Origin of the sequence: Epilithonimonas caeni DSM 17710 (genome assembly GCF_000426465.1) — a bacterium.
In the GTDB taxonomy this organism is placed as follows: domain Bacteria; phylum Bacteroidota; class Bacteroidia; order Flavobacteriales; family Weeksellaceae; genus Epilithonimonas; species Epilithonimonas caeni.
This window is the reverse complement of sequence record NZ_AUFK01000017.1, coordinates 147968-164234: the sequence shown is the minus strand read 5'-3', so window position 1 is coordinate 164234 and position 16267 is coordinate 147968. Positions and strand designations below refer to the sequence as shown.

Below are 16267 nucleotides of genomic sequence, written 5' to 3'. Positions count from 1 at the left end.
AAAGAAAACTCGCCGATTCTCATCAACAAAAATAAAATAGCATTCACGCACAGTTCAAATTAGATTTCGTTCTTTGTATAAATCTGATTGTGAATGAAATCAACTTCAAGAACGTTATGAAGAGAGAGGTAGACATTGTGATTATTTCTGATGTGCATCTTGGAACATACGGCTGCAAAGCGAAAGAATTGCTGAGATATCTGAACTCTATCCGTCCAAAAACATTGATTTTGAATGGTGATATCATCGATATATGGCAGTTCAAGAAATCTTATTTTCCGAAGTCTCATTTGAAAGTGGTTAAAAAATTAATCTCATTTGCAACCAAGGAATCGGAGGTTTTTTATATCACGGGAAATCATGACGAGGCATTTAGGAATTTCACAGATTTCGAATTGGGAAAACTGAAATTGTGCAACAAACACGTTTTGAAACTCGGGAGTCAGAAAGCCTGGATTTTCCACGGTGATGTTTTTGACGCTTCGGTCCAGCATTCCAAGTGGATTGCGAAGTTGGGCGGAAAAGGCTATGATCTGCTGATTGCGATTAATAATCTTGTGAACTGGGGATTGGAAAAAATGGGAAAAGAAAAATATTCTTTTTCCAAAAAGATCAAGAACAACGTCAAAAAAGCCGTGAAATATATTGGTGATTTTGAACTGACTGCTTCTGAACTGGCTATTGAAAATGAATTTGATTATGTGATCTGTGGTCATATTCATCAGCCTCAGATTCGAGAAGTTGTTAACAGAAAAGGAAGATGTATCTATCTGAACTCCGGCGATTGGGTGGAAAATCTTTCTGCTTTGGAATATCATAATGGCGATTGGAAACTTTTCATTTACGAAGATGAAAAACATACATTGTTGGAAGAAGAAACCGACGAAATTAAAGAAATCAATAGTGAGGAACTGATGAAAATCGTAACTCAGATTGTATAAAAGTCTTTGAGAGCCTCAGACTGACACTGCTAAAATAATTATTGTTAAAACTGTCACACTGGGCTTGTCGAAGTGTCTAATTAAAAATTAAAAAAAACACAGATATTTAAATTTTTTAATAATATGAAAATATTATACGCCTTCCAAGGTACGGGAAACGGACATCTTGCGAGAGCTCAGGAAATTATCCCGATTTTGAAAAAACATGCTCTTGTGGATACCTTGATAAGCGGGCATCAGACACAGTTGAAGTCGGATTTTGATATCGATTTCCGATTCAAGGGGATTTCTTTGCTTTATAACAAAACTGGCGGTTTGTCTTACAAGAAAACGTTGTTTGAAAATAATTTTTGCAAAGCAGCGAAAGTGATCAAAGATCTGGATTTGAGTGCATATGATTTGATCATCAATGATTTTGAACCTTTGACAGGTTGGGCAGCGAAATTGAGGAATTTACCAATTGTAGAACTGAGCCATCAAGCTTCTTTAACTTTCAAAGAAACGCCGAAGCCGGAGAAGAAAGATTGGTTCGGGGATTTTATTCTGAAACATTATGTACCTTGTGAAAAGAAAATCGGGTTTCATTTTGAAAATTATAATTCGCATATCAAAAAGCCGGTCATCAGACAAAAGATCAGAAAGCTGAATCCCGAAAAGAAAGGTCATTACCTAGTTTATCTTCCAAGCTTTTCGGATGAGGTCATCACTAATTTCCTGACGAGAATTGATGTCCAATGGAAAGTTTTTTCCAAATATGCCAAGCAACATCAGAAGTTCAACAATGTGGAAATTTTCCCAATTGATGAAACAAAATATCTGGAATTGTTCGAATCTTGCGAAGGAATTCTTTGTAATGCTGGCTTCGAAACGCCTGCCGAAGCACTTTTTATGAATAAAAAATTATTCGTTATCCCGATAGAAAATCAATACGAACAAGAATGTAATGCGTTTGCACTTCACAAAATGGGTATCGCCAATTCTGACAAACTTGACCCGGTCAAAATCCGGGAATGGATCAATTCCGACCAATTGATAGAAGTAGATTATCCGGATAATATTGAGAGTATTATCACAAAAGAGGTTTTGTATTGATTAAACCACATAGGCACAATAGATTTTGTTTTTGCAAAAAATAACTAAGATGAAATAGCTATTTGAACTTCTGGTCTTTTCTTTTTTAGATTTTCCTATGTGCCTATGTGGTTGGATTAGAATAAGATCAACTCTTATTTCCGCCGATTTTATTGAGTTTCATTACCAATGACAACATAAAATACCGTCTGAGAACCAGATCTTCCCGATCTTCGATATAGTTGTCACCGATATTTGTGACAGCGTTTTGTCTTTGATTCAGTAAGTCATAAACCCGGAATTTCAGCATCATCTGTTTTTTATAGAATTGATAATTCACACTTGCATTCCAGAAATAAGATTTTCTGTTGAAGTTGGCCGACATATTATTGTTCTCTCTGAATCTGAAATCATTTTCGATAAATAAATTATTAACAAGGAAATAATTGACCATCCCCAAAGTCAGATTTTTATTGGATGTTTTGGTTTTATCCAAACGATAATTGGTGTAATGGGACTGCGAAAAACCGTAACTGTAGGATGCTCTCAAATCGATAATGTCTTTCAGTCTTAGATTTAAATTAAATCTTGGTGTCACACTGAAAATGTCATTCGTGAACTCTGAACCATCCACAAAACCTTTTCTGTAGTTGTAATTAGATGAGAAACTTGGGGTTAATTTTAACTGATTCCCGTTCCATTTAAAGGTTTTTGTAAAATTGGAAATTAGATTCAGTTTTTTGTTTCCGCTGATGTTCGCATAAGAGCTGAACTGCTTTCCTGTTTCATCAAAATAAGAATAATCCACAATATCATTTTCCCAATAGCTGAAACCAAGCTTAACATAAAAATTCATCGTTCTGCTGATGTTGGAACTGATATAATTGATATTTGTGGTATTTTGCCAAGTGCTTTTCAGATCCTTATTTCCCTGAAAAGTCAAAAGCGGGTTGGACTCGTCTCGGAAAGGATTCAGTTCCATTGCTGTGGGAATCGTGTAACCGCCGCGATTGGTAATTCGGATATTTTTGATTTTGGTAAAATCGTATTTGAAGTTCAGATCATACTCCGGCAAAGTGAAGTTTTTCTGAAACCCGGAATTCTGAAGATTAAACATCGAATTAACATCCAATTTAGAAATGCTGAGGTTCATACTCGCCTGGAAAGACACTTTGTCCCGGTTGAGATGATAACCGATTTCAGGATTGATGTAAGTGCTGTTTTGATTCAGCGTGTTCGAAAGTTGAGAATTATAGGCCGAATATTGATTGTTCGTCGTATCAAGATCATTCACTATTTTTTCATTATCACGGGTCTGATTATCATAAGTCACAGTCATAGAGATCGTGGAATGATCAGTGATCGGTTCGTAATATTTGACATCTGCGAAGAAACTATTCCTGGAGTTTTTGGTTTGCGAACGCTGGTCCCTGTAGTCATTATCTTCCGGAGATTGGTAGAAAATGGTTTCCTGAAGATTAAAATTGTCATTCTTGCTTTCCGAAAAAACATTCTTGAGATACGCCGAGAAAGACCTTCCGTTTTTCTGAAATTTTTTGGTAAATCCAATTCGCGGAGAAAAACTATTGCTGACAGAATTTCCCCAGGACGAACTTACATTGCTGTTGAGTTGCTCATCATCCCGAAGCGTAAAACTCTTGCTGTCAGTAGTTCTGTCGATAGAGTTGTTTGTGAAATCTACCGATAGCGTGATTTTTGTGTATTTATCGATTTTATAATTCGCATCTGTGCTGAAATTGAATTTCCGAGTATCAGTATTTCCACTTCGTTCGGAGTCTTTATCAAGTTTATATTCGGGTAAAAAAGTCGTCCTCGATGTTTTGGAATGAGTTTCCAGATTATTGTCATCGTATTGGAGACTGAATTTTTCCAAGTCGAGATTGCCTCCGATTCTGTCAATATAATTGAGTCCGATCATCGAGGTTCTCATAATTCCTTGGTTTAAAGAACTCCCATTGATTGCGGCGTTTTTGCTTTTTGTTCCACTATCAAAAAAACTATCAACAGAGAATCCGGTTGTATTGATGTTATTGGAAGCGCCTATCAAAGCGATGTTTCTGTTGTTTTGGGCTCTTGTGAAAAACATAGTTCCCTCATAGCGATTATTGCTTCCATAGCCGAGCATTATATTATTGAGATTGACTTTGTTGTCTTTTTCATCAATATTAAAGTTCACGGTCAAGCTATCGGAAATTGGAGCTCTTCCTGTAAATTCTTCTTCCTTGGTTTTAGACGTCGTGATTTGAATTTTCTTGATGATGTCTGCAGGATACGTCTGCAAAGCGATGCTTCCGTCTTGATTGAAAAAAGGTTTCCCATTGATGAGGATTTTGTTTACGGGTTGTCCGTTAATTGTCATTTTTCCATCGGCATCCGTTTCTACGCCCGGGATTTCTTTTAGAAGTTCATCTATTTTGGCATCAGGTTTTACTTTCAGATAATTCGCATTGTATTCAACCGTGTCTTTTTTGATTTTTACAGGTGAGGCTGTGATCTGAACTTCCTCGATATTGGTGATTGTTTCTTTTTCTAATTTGACCGTTCTGAGGTCTTCATCTTTATCAATGACTTCGAATTTTTTAGAAAACATACGAAGTTTATCTCCGGAAATCTGTAGGAATGAAGGCTCTCTCTGTTCCGGGATCTTGATTACGAAGTTTCCCTTTTTATTAGTTCCGGTAAAATTGATGATGGAAGAATCCTTTTGTTTGATTAATGAAATTGTGGCGTTTTCAATTGGGTTGTTTCCTTCATCCGTCACTTTCCCGTTGATGCTGTAGGTTTGGGCACTTAGTCTTAGACAAATCAGAATAAAAAGAAATAGGAGTTTTCTCATCAATGGTTTTTAATAGTTAGAAGTTAGATTGGAAATTGACGTAATGTTAAATACTAACCTCAAAAATAAAAAACCCCTGAAAAAGTCAGAGGTTTCAAATTTTATTAAAGTTTTGAAATTAAGCTTTCAAATATCTTGCATAAGCATAACCTTCTTCACCATCGGCTGTTCTGATCTTCCACCAATCGTCAGAAGACTGCTCAATCAAAGTTACTGTTTCTCCTTTCGCTGCTTTTCCTACAATCGAAGCTTCAGTTGAAGGCTCTTGCCTGATATTAAGATTGGATTCATCCGTTGCAACGGTCAAAGAAGCACCTGCTGCCAATCCGGAAACCTGAACATCGATATTGACATCGGTTGCCGTATAAGATGGGTCAATCGCACCTAAAGCATTCCAAACTGTGTCTTTTGCAGCACTACTTGCAGCTTTTCCTGTGATGTACAAAACACCGTCCTGCTCCTGAACAGAAAGGTCAGAGAGTCCAGCAGACTGAGCTGCAGAAACTACACTTGCGTATTTATCTTGTAAGCTCATAATTATTTAACAGTTATTTTGTTATCATATTTACCAATTTTAAGCGCATCTACAGACTCTTTTACCTTTCTTGCGTTAGCAGAAGTTGTAGTTCCTGTCAATGTCAAGGTTCCGGCAACATCTTCAGCTTTCACACCAGGGATGTCTTTCAATGCATCATTCACTTTCTGAAGAACAGCCGCATCAACAGCATTAACTTCTACAGAAGCTGCTACTGGTGCAACAGTTGCCATATCGTGGACGTCTTTGATTCCCTGAACTTTTTTAAGAGCGTCTATTGCTGCTTGTTTGTCAGCTTCGGTTGCGAAAACCCCGCTCAAATGAGCCTGTCCTTCCTTCACTTCCACAGAAGTTCCGGGATAAGCGGTAATTGCAGTTGTTGCCTGTGATGTCAGATCGGCATCAGAGACTTTCTTTTTACAAGAAACTGCTGTCATTGATACCATCAGGGCAAGAGCAGCGATTTTAATTGTTTTTCTCATAGTATAAAAATTTATATTGTGTTTTTTATAAGTATTAAAATTGATGCCAAAAGGAGAATTCATTCAAATCCTGATAGCTATTTCTAAACTTTCACTAATGGTAAAATTAAATTATTTTTTGATACTGAAAATAATTTTAATTAAAATTAACAAAATTGATACCCAGTATTTTAAATCCGGAAAAACATAATTTGCAATGATGTTTTTTAATTTTCATTACTGTAAAAAAGGATATTCTTTTATGATTGAATTTGAGGGTTAAAATTGAACAGAAAATTATTTTATCCTTAAAAACTCCTTAGCTAACTCTATCATTTTCGGGTCACCGGTGTATTTTCCTCTTTCATCGGATAACTTTACGGTTGGTATCCATTCATTATTAATGCCTTTTACGCTGATGAGTTTCATTACGATATTCATTGGTCTGAGTCCGACATCATTCGTCAGATTAGTTCCGATTCCGAAAGAAATCCCGATCCTTCCTCTGCAGTAATTCGTGATTTCTTCTACCTTTTCGAGATTCAGTCCGTCCGAAAAAATGATGTATTTGAATAATGGATTGATGCCGTGTTTCTGATAATGTGCAATGGTTTTGTCAGCAAACTCAAACGGGTCACCGCTGTCGTGGCGAACACCGTCAAATAATTTCGCAAATTTTTTATCGAATTGTTGAAAGAAAACTTCCGTCGTATAAGTGTCGGAAAGTGCAACTCCCAGATCACCACGATAGACATCCACCCAATTTTCCAAAGCAATAGAATTGGCCATTTTGAAACCAAATTCAGCAGCGTGAAACATAAACCATTCGTGAGCGTGTGTTCCGATTGGTTTTACCTTGTAAAGCATTGCCAAATGAACATTGGAAGTCCCTGTAAAAGTTGATTTTTTATCCTGGATCAAGGCATCCATTACCAATCTGTGAACTTTATAAGAATGTCTCCTTCTGGTGCCAAATTCAGCAAAAGGAACTCCCAATTCTGTAAGATGAACTGCTTTTTCTACAGTTTTATTAATGACTTCTTCGTTGGTTTGGCGTTCCATATGATTCATCTCGTAATGAAGCTCGCTGATGAGCGACAGAAGCGGAACTTCCCAAAGAATTGTTCTGTACCAAAGACCTTCAACCGAAACTTTTAGTTCGTTGCCAATTTGTTCAATCTTTACTTCAGAAGGGTCGTAATGAAAACCTTCCAAAAAATCGAGGTAGGGTAGGGCAAGATAAGGACACGTGACTTTCAGATATTTTTTTTCGTCTTTAGTGAGCTTCAGTTCAGCCATTGCGTTGACAGACTTTCTGAGTTCCTCTGCAAAACCCTCCGGAAACTGATGTTTTCCTCGGTTGATGAATTCGTATTTTACAATTTCATTGGTGAAAAGTTTCACCACTGCATTTTGCATTGTGATTTTGTAGAAGTCGTTGTCCAGAATAGAATTGAGTCTTACCTCGCGCATAAAAATATCATTTACACAAATCTAAGGAATTTTGTTGAGGCAGATTTTAATGAGGAAAGAAATAACACAAAGACTTATAAAATCGCTATGTTTTAAGGCACAATGTTTTTACATTGTTAAAATTTAAAATCAAAGATTTGCCTTGTGCCTTGAAATATTAAGAAGAAAAATAGCTCATTGTGTCTTTGTATTTTGTTCTTACTGCATTATAAAATTTACAATCCTTACTTTTGTCAAAATTTTTTGAAATGGTAAAAGCGCTGATGTATTTCGTAATTGGAACCCTGATTAGTTTTTTCTTAAGACGTTTTACAGGAGAGCAAGCAGACTTTTGGTTAGAGCTTTACGTGGCTTCTGCTTTTGGGATTGGCTGGGGATTGGCTTATTTTGTGGACCATCCGGAATGGCCGCTTCCCAAGAAAATGGGAATTTCCCTGATTGGAATCGTTTTCTTGGTCGCTGTTGGATTGCTGTTTTTCGATTTTGAAACTGCAGTTCCTTCCATTATCAAATTCTCTACAGTTTTCGTAGCATATTATATGATCGCAAGCTTCCGGGAAAGCAAATCGTTGAGGTATTAATTTTAGAGATATAATTTAAAAGCCGGATTTCGAAAGAGGTCCGGCTTTTATTTTTAATGAATCATCAGGAAGCTGACCACACCTAGGCCTATGACCAGAAACATAAAGGCAAAGAAATTAAACATAAACAGAATGCTGCCAATGATGAAGCTGATGACGCCATGAGTATGATAAACTTTATAATGTGCTATGAAAAAATAAATGATACTGTAGAAGAATATAACATTCATCAATAAGTAAATGATGATGCTGATTGAAGAATGTGTTACGTCTGCCAATTTATATAAAAATGAAAATAACAAAATGGTCAATAATAAAAAACTGAAATAATGTAATGTGAAAATCCCGTGGTCAAAATACCACCATTTCTTCTTGTTATGGAAGATCCACAGGAAAAATGCAAAAATCGGGAGATATATGAACAATGCTTTAGGCAGATTATGAAAAGACGTCTCACCTAGTTTTTTTAGGATTTCACCTTTTGTAACGCCTTTTTCTTTTAATTCAAAAAATTTATGCGCAACAGGAACATTGATGAAATCGAAGAAAGATGGATTTTTTGCTTTTGCGGAATCAAATGATTTTCTGTTTGTATAACCATTAAATTCAAAATCATCATCCAGCTTCTTGCTCATATCAAAGCTGTCTTCTATATCACTCAATTTGGCAGAATCTTTTAGCAAAGCATTCACTTTGCTAATTGTTACAGAATCTGCTCCTTTTATTTTTTCTTCCGTTCTGATGCTGTCAAGCTTTTTCGAAGTTTCTGCAAGTCTGTTCAGTGAAACAATCTTTTCTTTTTCAGAGCCCTTTTTACCATCGAAATCGATAGAAAATGGAGGAAATACTGCAAACAGGAAAAATGTAATGAAACTGATGAAAATGTAAAGCTTAACTGGTGGGACAAATTTTTGTCTTTTACCTTCCAGATAAGTATTGGTCAATTTCCCGGGTTTAAAAAGGAGATTTTTGAGAGTCCCCCAAAATTGTCCGTCATAATGGGTGAAATCTTCTACAAAATGGGTGAAGAGGTAATGGAAAGGCTGTCTGGTCTCGATGTTCTGTTGTCCGCAATGTGGGCAGTAATGTTCCTCGACAATATGTCCGCAATTAAGGCAATCTTTTTCTTCTCTCAGTTTTCCGTGGCTCATTTTATAGAATTTTCCTCAAAAATATAAAAATCCCGAATTATAAATAAAGCTTATTTTGACAAATTTCAGAAAGTTTTCAGTCAATTAATGATTCGTTAACTTGTTAATTTTTAGAAAATTAAAATATTTTTCTGGAGAAAATTTTTCATCCGGGAAAAAATTCATACCTTTGCACACCCTTTAAGGGAAAATTATGTTTAATCGTAAACGATAAATTGTGAATACATTAAGTTACAAAACAGTATCGGCAAACAAGGCTACAGCAAATAAAGAATGGGTTGTTGTAGACGCTGCTGAGCAACCGTTGGGAAGACTAGCTTCTACCGTTGCAAAGATTTTGAGAGGTAAGCACAAAACGAATTACACGCCGCACGTAGATTGTGGAGATAACGTGATCGTTTTGAACGCTGGGAAAGTGACACTTTCCGGAAACAAGTGGGCAGACAAAACTTACATTTGGCACACTGGATATCCAGGAGGTCAGAAGTCTATGACTGCTGATGAGCTTAGAAAAAAAGATGCTCTTAAAGTATTAGAAAGATCTGTGAAAGGGATGCTTCCTAAAAACAGATTAGGTTCGGCTTTATTCAAGAACCTTTATCTATATGAAGGAACTGAGCACAAACACGAAGCTCAACAGCCAAAAGTAATCAATGTTAACGAATTCAAATAATTGAGTATGTCTATAGTACACAAAATCGGAAGAAGAAAAACTTCTGTTGCAAGAGTTTATGTGAAGCCGGGAACTGGTAATATCACTATAAACGGTAAAGATGCTAAAACTTATTTCTGTACGGATGTTTTGGTTTATAAAGTGAATCAGCCATTTTTGTTGACAGAAACCTTAGGTCAATATGACTTAACTGTTAATGTTTTTGGAGGTGGGATCACTGGTCAGGCAGAAGCTGTCAGACTAGGTGTTTCTAGAGCGCTATGCGAAATCAACGAAGAATTCAGATTGGCTCTTAAGCCTCATGGATTGTTGACTAGAGATGCAAGAATGGTAGAAAGAAAGAAACCAGGTCAGAAAAAAGCGAGAAAGAGATTCCAGTTCTCAAAACGTTAATTTTTTTTGGACAACAGATTGGATATATCAGATTTTTTATCGATTGTCTTATTTCTGAAGTCTATTTATCCAACCAAAAAATATTGCCCGTTATGTTTAGCATCCAAACTTTACTCCCATCTAAAGTAAAGTTGATTGCAGAAAAGCGGAAAGTAAACTAACAAAAACAAGAAAACATGGCAAAAGCAAATGTAAAAGACCTTTTAGAGGCTGGTGTACACTTCGGTCACATGACCAGAAAGTGGAATCCAAATATGGCTCCATACATTTTCATGGAGAAAAACGGTATTCACATCGTAGATTTACATAAAACAGCTGTTAAATTGGACGAGGCTTGTACAGCTTTGGAAAAATTAACTTCTGCAGGCAAAAAAGTTCTTTTCGTAGCTACTAAAAAGCAAGCGAAAGAAGTAGTAGCAAAACACGCTGCTGAACTTAATATGCCTTACATCACAGAAAGATGGCCAGGTGGTATGCTTACAAACTTTGTAACTATCAGAAAAGCGGTTAAGAAAATGAACTCTATCGATAAAATGAAGAAAGATGGTACTTTCGAAACTTTATCTAAAAAAGAAAGATTACAAGTTGATCGTCAAAGAGCTAATCTTGAGAAAAACTTGGGATCTATCGCAGACATGGTTCGTCTTCCTTCAGCTATTTTCGTAGTTGACATTATGAGAGAGCACATCGCAGTAACTGAAGCTAAAAAATTGGGTATCCCGGTTTTCGGTATCGTAGATACTAACTCAGATCCAAGAAAAGTGGATTTCGTAATCCCAGGAAATGATGATGCTTCTAAATCTATCGATATGTTGTTGAGCGTAGTTTCAGCTTCTATCAAAGATGGTCTGTCTCAAAGAAAAGCAGATAAAGAAAAATCTAAAGAAGAAGGCGAAAAAGTTTCTGCAGAAGCAGATGCTGATTTCGATGCTGAATAATTAGAATTTTTCTAGAATATAAAGTGGTTCAATTTTAATTGAACCGCTTTTTTTGTGAATTATTTGGGCGTCTTAATCCGCCTGTAGTTTATCCTGAGTTTGTCGAATGTTCCTGATATGTCACTCTGAGGCTCTCGAAGAGTCCACTCAAGTCGGGGCGCAGATTCAACATAATATTCGTCAATCAATAGAAACAAAAAACCTTTCAAAGTTTCAAACTCCGAAAGGTTTTTAATTTTATATAACCAAAGAAATATAATTACCCTTTGAATTCTCCCATCGCAATGAATTTTTCCTGACGGTCATTTACCAATTTTTCAACAGGTTCTTTAGAAAGTGTTTTGATATCTTTTAATAATACTTTTTTTACATTTTCAAAAGTCGCTGCAAGGTCATAATGAGCACCTCCAAGTGGTTCTGGAATAATGGCGTCAATCAATTTTTGTTTGAGCATATCATCAGCTGTCAGCTTCATTGTAGTTGCTGCAGTTTCTTTATATTCCCAGCTTCTCCAAAGGATTGCAGAACAGTTTTCTGGAGAGATAACAGAATACCAAGTGTTTTCCATCATATAGACCTTATTCCCAACACCAATTCCCAATGCGCCGCCACTTGCACCTTCACCGATGATTATGGTAATAATTGGGGTTTTCAATTGGCACATTTCGTAGATGTTTCTGGCAATCGCCTCACCTTGTCCACGCTCTTCTGCTTCAAGGCCGGGATAGGCTCCGGGAGTATCAACCAATGTAACAACAGGAATGTTGAATTTCTCTGCCAATTTCATCAGTCTAAGCGCTTTTCTGTAACCTTCTGGATTCGACATCCCGAAACGTCTGTGCTGGCGCTCCTTGGTCGTCCTGCCTTTTTGGGTTCCAATGATCATTACGGTATTTCCGCTGATACTGGCAATTCCCCCAACCATTGCAGGGTCATCTCCGAAGTTTCTGTCTCCATGAAGTTCTACAAAACTTCCTGCGTCTGTCAAACCATTGATATAGTCAAGTGTATAAGGTCTGTCCGGATGTCTGGAAAGCTGAACTTTTTGCCAAGGTGTGAGGTTTCCGTATATTTTTTTCTTCGTTTCTTCTATTTTAGTCTTGATCTTTTTGCAGGATTCGTCAACATCGATACCGCTTTCTGTGCCTAATTGTACACATTTTTCGTACTGCTCGATCAATTCTTTTACAGGTTGTTCAAATTCTAAATACTCCATATTTTGTTTGGATTAAACCGTTCAAAAATAATCTATTTTTTTTAAATGGATCCTAATATTAATAAAAAGTCTTCGAGAGCCTCAGACTGACAAATTTGAATAGTTGATTGTCACACTGAGCTTGTCGAAGTGTTTAGTTAATTAATTTAAACTGATAGCTTTTTCTATTCTTGCAAGCGTTTCTTGTTTACCAATGATATTCATGATATCCGGAACATCAGGGCCTTTCAGTTCACCAACTAAGGCAAGACGAAGAGGCATCATTACTTTTCCCATGCCCAAAGAATGTTCTTCAGCAAAATGATGAATTGTTTCTTTCAAGCTTTCTGCATCGAATTCGGAAGCTTCCAGTTTAATTGAAAAATCTCTTAATATGGCGGAAGTTGTGTCGTTCCAGGCTTTTTTCAATGCTTTTTCATCGTAAGAATTTGGAGCTTCGAAAAAGAACCTTCCGTTTTCATTGATATTGTAGATATCAGCAACAAATGTGGCTCTTTCTTTCATCAGAGAAACTATTTTCAATAATTTTTCATCAGATATATTTATTGATTCAACTCCATCAACTTTTTTTAATAATCCCAGAACTTCTTCATCAGATTTCAGTTTAAGATATTCCTGATTGAACCATTTTGCTTTCTGAGGGTCAAATCTTGCGCCGGCTTTATGAACCTTATGAAGGTCAAACTCAGAGATCATTTCATTCATAGAAACAATTTCTCTGTCATTTGCAGGCGTCCATCCTAAAAGTGCTGTCATATTGATGAAAGCTTCAGGGAAGTATCCGGATTCTTTGTAACCTTTCCAGATCTCATCACTTTCAGGATCTTTGAAATCCATAGGGAAAACCGGGAATCCAAATTTAGCACCGTCTCTTTTGCTTAATTTTCCTTTACCTTCAGGTTTTAGAATTAATGATAAATGTGCAAATTCTGGTGCCTCCCAATTCATAGCTTCATATAATAAAACGTGCAAAGGCATAGATGGAAGCCATTCCTCGCCACGGATCACGTGAGAGATTTTCATCTCAAAATCGTCAACCACATTGGCAAAATGATAAGTTGGCATTCCATCATTTTTGATCAAAACCTTATCATCCAATGTATTAGTGTTTACGGAAAAATTTCCTCTGATTATATCCTGAAGATTAAGTGTTCTGTCAATCGGCATTTTGAAACGAACGACGTAAGGAACATTCGCATCCAACAATTTCTGAACTTCCTCGGCAGAAAGCGAAATGCTATTGCGCAGTTGTTGTCTTGTCTGATGATTGTACGAAAAAACATCACCTCTCGCTTCGAAATCTTTTCTGATTGCATCCAATTCTTCCGGCGTGTCAAAAGCTAAATAAGCATGATCTGTTTTCAGGATCTGTTTTTTATATCTATCGTAAATGTCTCTTCTTTCAGATTGTCTGTAAGGTGCGTAAGGTCCGCCAATTCTTGGACTTTCGTCAGGAATAATTCCACACCATTCCAAGGAGTCCATAATATAATCTTCTGCACCTTCAACATACCTTGAAGTATCTGTATCCTCTATTCTAAGGACGAATTCTCCTCCTTGGTTTTTAGCGAAAAGATAATCATATAAAGCGGTTCTTACACCACCTAAATGTAAAGCTCCCGTTGGACTTGGTGCAAAACGCACTCGTACTTTTTTCATAAATAGATATTTATTTTACAAGCCATATTCATGACTAAAAAATTGTGGTGCAAAATTAAGAAATTCTTCCCGTTTTGTCTTTTGAATTTGGCTAATCTTTTTCTAAATACTATTTTTGTTAATTAAAATAAAAACTATGTTAGAAATAGGCGAAAGACCTTGGGGGAAATATTTTGTGTTAGCAGATGAGCCACATTATAAACTGAAACGAATCGAAGTCAATCCAGGACAGAAATTATCCTACCAGTTCCATTACAAAAGACAGGAACAATGGACAATTATCGAAGGTAATGCAACCATAGTTTTGGATGGTGAGGAAATCCCTTTGACTTATGGACAAAGCATTTTTATTCCCCTTGGAGCAAAGCATAGAATCATGAACCTTACAGACAAACCTGTTGTTTTCATAGAAGTGCAAACAGGGACTTATTTTGGTGAAGATGATATTGTGAGGTTGGAGGATGAGTATGATAGGGGCTAATTATCATGAATAATTTGTCATTTCTTGTCGGATTAAAAAATAATTTAGAGTATTCTCAGAAGTTTTATGAGAATACTCGTTTGTTTTATCCCGATATAGAAATTGTGTTTGTTAGTTTTGGAAGTTCTGATGGAACACACGAATGGTTGGATTCTTTGGTTGACAAAAACTTAAAATATCATTATTCTGAGCAGAATAGAACATTATCTGATACATATAATAAAGCTATAGAGATTTCAACAAAGACGTTTATTTGTTTCTTGCATAATGATATGGTTCTGGGTGAAAATTTTGTAAATGAAATTACAGAATCTTTGAAAAATCATTCGATTGTTTATTATAAAACTGTTGAACCCCCAATATTTGATAAGGACGAAAGATTATGGAAAGAGGTAAGGGATTTTGGAGATTCCTTTGAAAATTTTGATTACGAAGCTTTCTATGATTATGAAAAAAAACATGATAATATAAGAGGAGAGTTTACCGATAATGTGAGCTTTTTTTTAGCTTGTGATAAAAAAATAATAAGCAATTTAGGAGGTCTGGATCCATTGTTCTCACCAATGTTTTGTGAAGATGACGATCTTATTCTGAGGCTGAAATTGTCTGGAGAAAAGTTTTATGTCTGCCCAAATGCGATCACATATCATTTTGTAAGCAAAACTTCTAGGTTCTCTGAGGAATATCGATATAAAACCAAATTGATAGAAGAAAACTCTCAAAGAAATTTTGTGAGAAAATGGGGCTTTTACAATTTTTCTAAATCTAAGGCCAAATATGACATTGGAATTATTCTTAAGAATGGGACTATCGATATTATTTCTCAGATAGAGCCTTTGGGTTCGGTAATTTACACAGATTTTGATTTTGGAGGGTATCTTGATTCCGAGCAACCTAAAACAAGGATTTTATTAAAAGATAAGATAAAAAATATCAAAGATATTTCAGAACGCGATGTTATGATCTATATTAACGGAAAAAAATACAATTCTAGAACATTGAATACTTTAGCAAATATATCTGATATAATATCTCAAAAAATTGCTGATAGAAAAACTAAAATCTCTTATCTAAAGCAACTATATGATAGGATTTTTAAAGGATATAAACCAATCATCAATATAAAAGAAGGGAAGAGGCTGGAAAAGAAACTCATAATAAGAAATTAAAATGATAAACCGAATCATAAAATTCTTTATCAACACGACTATTAGCTACGGAATAACTGTAAATAATGAAGTAGAAGAGATTAAAAATCTTCTGGATGCTCTTATCCCATTAATTGATAAAGATGATGAAATCATAGTTTTACAAGATATAACTGACGAGAACCTGGAGGTCACAAAAATTTTGAACTCTTATGGAGAAAAGATAAAAAAGATAAAATCCTGTCTGAATGGCGATTTTGCTGCATTTAAAAATAATTTGATAGCTTTTGCGCAGAAAGATTATTTATTTCAAATTGATGCAGATGAAATCCCAAAGGAGTCCTTAATAAAGAATTTAAAACCTTATCTGTTTAAAAAACGAAAGAAAGATGTCTTTATGGTTCCTAGAATTAATATTGTTCATAATATTACAGCCAAACATATTGAGCAATGGAATTGGAAAGTAAATGAACTCGGATATATCAATTATCCGGATTATCAGCACAGAATTTTTAAATTGAACAAAGGGATCTTATGGAAAAATAAAGTCCATGAAAAGCTTTTTAACTATGATAAAATTGGAGGACTACCATCTTCTGATTACACGATGTGTCTGTTGCATATAAAAGAAATAGAAAGACAGGAGAGACAAAATGCTTTTTATGATACTATTTTATAAATATTGATAT

At 35.7% G+C, this 16267-nt stretch carries 16 protein-coding genes; 9 read left to right on the top strand and 7 right to left on the bottom strand.

Features of this window, described 5'->3' with window-relative positions:
* The first annotated feature begins 116 nt into the window (after positions 1-116).
* Positions 117-941 (top strand): UDP-2,3-diacylglucosamine diphosphatase, encoded by an 825-nt coding sequence (locus tag K319_RS0110940; protein WP_027383707.1) that lies wholly within the window; start codon positions 117-119, stop codon positions 939-941.
* 123 nt (positions 942-1064) lie between these two features.
* Complete coding sequence (locus tag K319_RS0110935) at positions 1065-2033, top strand: glycosyltransferase family protein (RefSeq protein ID WP_027383706.1); 969 nt, start codon at positions 1065-1067, stop codon at positions 2031-2033.
* A 127-nt stretch (positions 2034-2160) separates the two neighbouring features.
* Here the strand turns inward: K319_RS0110935 and K319_RS0110930 are convergent, their stop codons facing one another.
* The 4 genes from K319_RS0110930 to pncB form a co-directional block, all read right to left on the bottom strand.
* Positions 2161-4869, bottom strand: a complete 2709-nt coding sequence (locus tag K319_RS0110930; protein WP_027383705.1) for a TonB-dependent receptor — start codon at positions 4867-4869, stop codon at positions 2161-2163.
* Positions 4870-4987: 118 nt separating this feature from the next.
* Entirely contained in the window at positions 4988-5404 is a 417-nt protein-coding gene (locus K319_RS0110925) for an SH3 domain-containing protein (RefSeq protein ID WP_027383704.1), read from the bottom strand.
* Between the two features lie 2 nt (positions 5405-5406).
* Positions 5407-5886 carry a BON domain-containing protein gene (locus K319_RS0110920; RefSeq protein ID WP_027383703.1) on the bottom strand — a complete coding sequence of 160 codons (480 nt, stop codon included), beginning with the start codon at positions 5884-5886 and terminating at the stop codon, positions 5407-5409.
* A gap of 276 nt (positions 5887-6162) precedes the next feature.
* Positions 6163-7338 (bottom strand): nicotinate phosphoribosyltransferase, encoded by a 1176-nt coding sequence (gene pncB / locus K319_RS0110910; RefSeq protein ID WP_027383702.1) that lies wholly within the window; start codon positions 7336-7338, stop codon positions 6163-6165.
* Positions 7339-7568: 230 nt separating this feature from the next.
* Between pncB and K319_RS0110905 the strand changes: the two genes are divergently transcribed.
* Complete coding sequence (locus K319_RS0110905) at positions 7569-7919, top strand: hypothetical protein (protein WP_316930929.1); 351 nt, start codon at positions 7569-7571, stop codon at positions 7917-7919.
* Between the two features lie 53 nt (positions 7920-7972).
* On the opposite strand, the gene K319_RS0110900 is transcribed toward K319_RS0110905, so the two are convergent.
* Positions 7973-9070, bottom strand: a complete 1098-nt coding sequence (locus tag K319_RS0110900; RefSeq protein ID WP_027383700.1) for a DUF3667 domain-containing protein — start codon at positions 9068-9070, stop codon at positions 7973-7975.
* 217 nt (positions 9071-9287) lie between these two features.
* Here K319_RS0110900 and rplM point away from each other — a divergent pair, with 217 nt between their 5' ends.
* From rplM to rpsB, 3 genes are all read left to right on the top strand, one after another.
* Complete coding sequence (gene rplM, locus K319_RS0110895; protein ID WP_027383699.1) at positions 9288-9743, top strand: 50S ribosomal protein L13; 456 nt, start codon at positions 9288-9290, stop codon at positions 9741-9743.
* A 6-nt stretch (positions 9744-9749) separates the two neighbouring features.
* On the top strand, positions 9750-10136 hold the full coding sequence (gene rpsI, locus K319_RS0110890) for a 30S ribosomal protein S9 (RefSeq protein ID WP_027383698.1): 387 nt from the start codon (positions 9750-9752) through the stop codon (positions 10134-10136).
* Between the two features lie 176 nt (positions 10137-10312).
* Complete coding sequence (gene rpsB / locus K319_RS0110885) at positions 10313-11074, top strand: 30S ribosomal protein S2 (RefSeq protein WP_027383697.1); 762 nt, start codon at positions 10313-10315, stop codon at positions 11072-11074.
* A gap of 259 nt (positions 11075-11333) precedes the next feature.
* On the opposite strand, the gene K319_RS0110880 is transcribed toward rpsB, so the two are convergent.
* Together K319_RS0110880 and gltX are read right to left on the bottom strand one after the other, a co-directional pair.
* Positions 11334-12290, bottom strand: a complete 957-nt coding sequence (locus tag K319_RS0110880; RefSeq protein WP_027383696.1) for an acetyl-CoA carboxylase carboxyltransferase subunit alpha — start codon at positions 12288-12290, stop codon at positions 11334-11336.
* Positions 12291-12431: 141 nt separating this feature from the next.
* The gene (gene gltX / locus K319_RS0110875; RefSeq protein ID WP_027383695.1) at positions 12432-13949 is read right to left on the bottom strand and encodes a glutamate--tRNA ligase; all 1518 of its coding nucleotides are present in this window, start codon (positions 13947-13949) and stop codon (positions 12432-12434) included.
* A 136-nt stretch (positions 13950-14085) separates the two neighbouring features.
* Between gltX and K319_RS0110870 the strand changes: the two genes are divergently transcribed.
* Genes K319_RS0110870 through K319_RS0110860 form a run of 3 tightly spaced genes read left to right on the top strand, consistent with a single transcriptional unit; the run spans position 14086 to position 16257 of the window.
* A complete protein-coding gene (locus K319_RS0110870) occupies positions 14086-14430 on the top strand; it encodes a phosphomannose isomerase type II C-terminal cupin domain (protein WP_027383694.1) in 345 nt (114 codons plus the stop codon).
* Between the two features lie 5 nt (positions 14431-14435).
* On the top strand, positions 14436-15599 hold the full coding sequence (locus K319_RS0110865; RefSeq protein WP_027383693.1) for a glycosyltransferase family 2 protein: 1164 nt from the start codon (positions 14436-14438) through the stop codon (positions 15597-15599).
* A 1-nt stretch (position 15600) separates the two neighbouring features.
* Complete coding sequence (locus K319_RS0110860; RefSeq protein ID WP_027383692.1) at positions 15601-16257, top strand: glycosyltransferase; 657 nt, start codon at positions 15601-15603, stop codon at positions 16255-16257.
* The last annotated feature ends 10 nt before the right edge of the window (positions 16258-16267 follow it).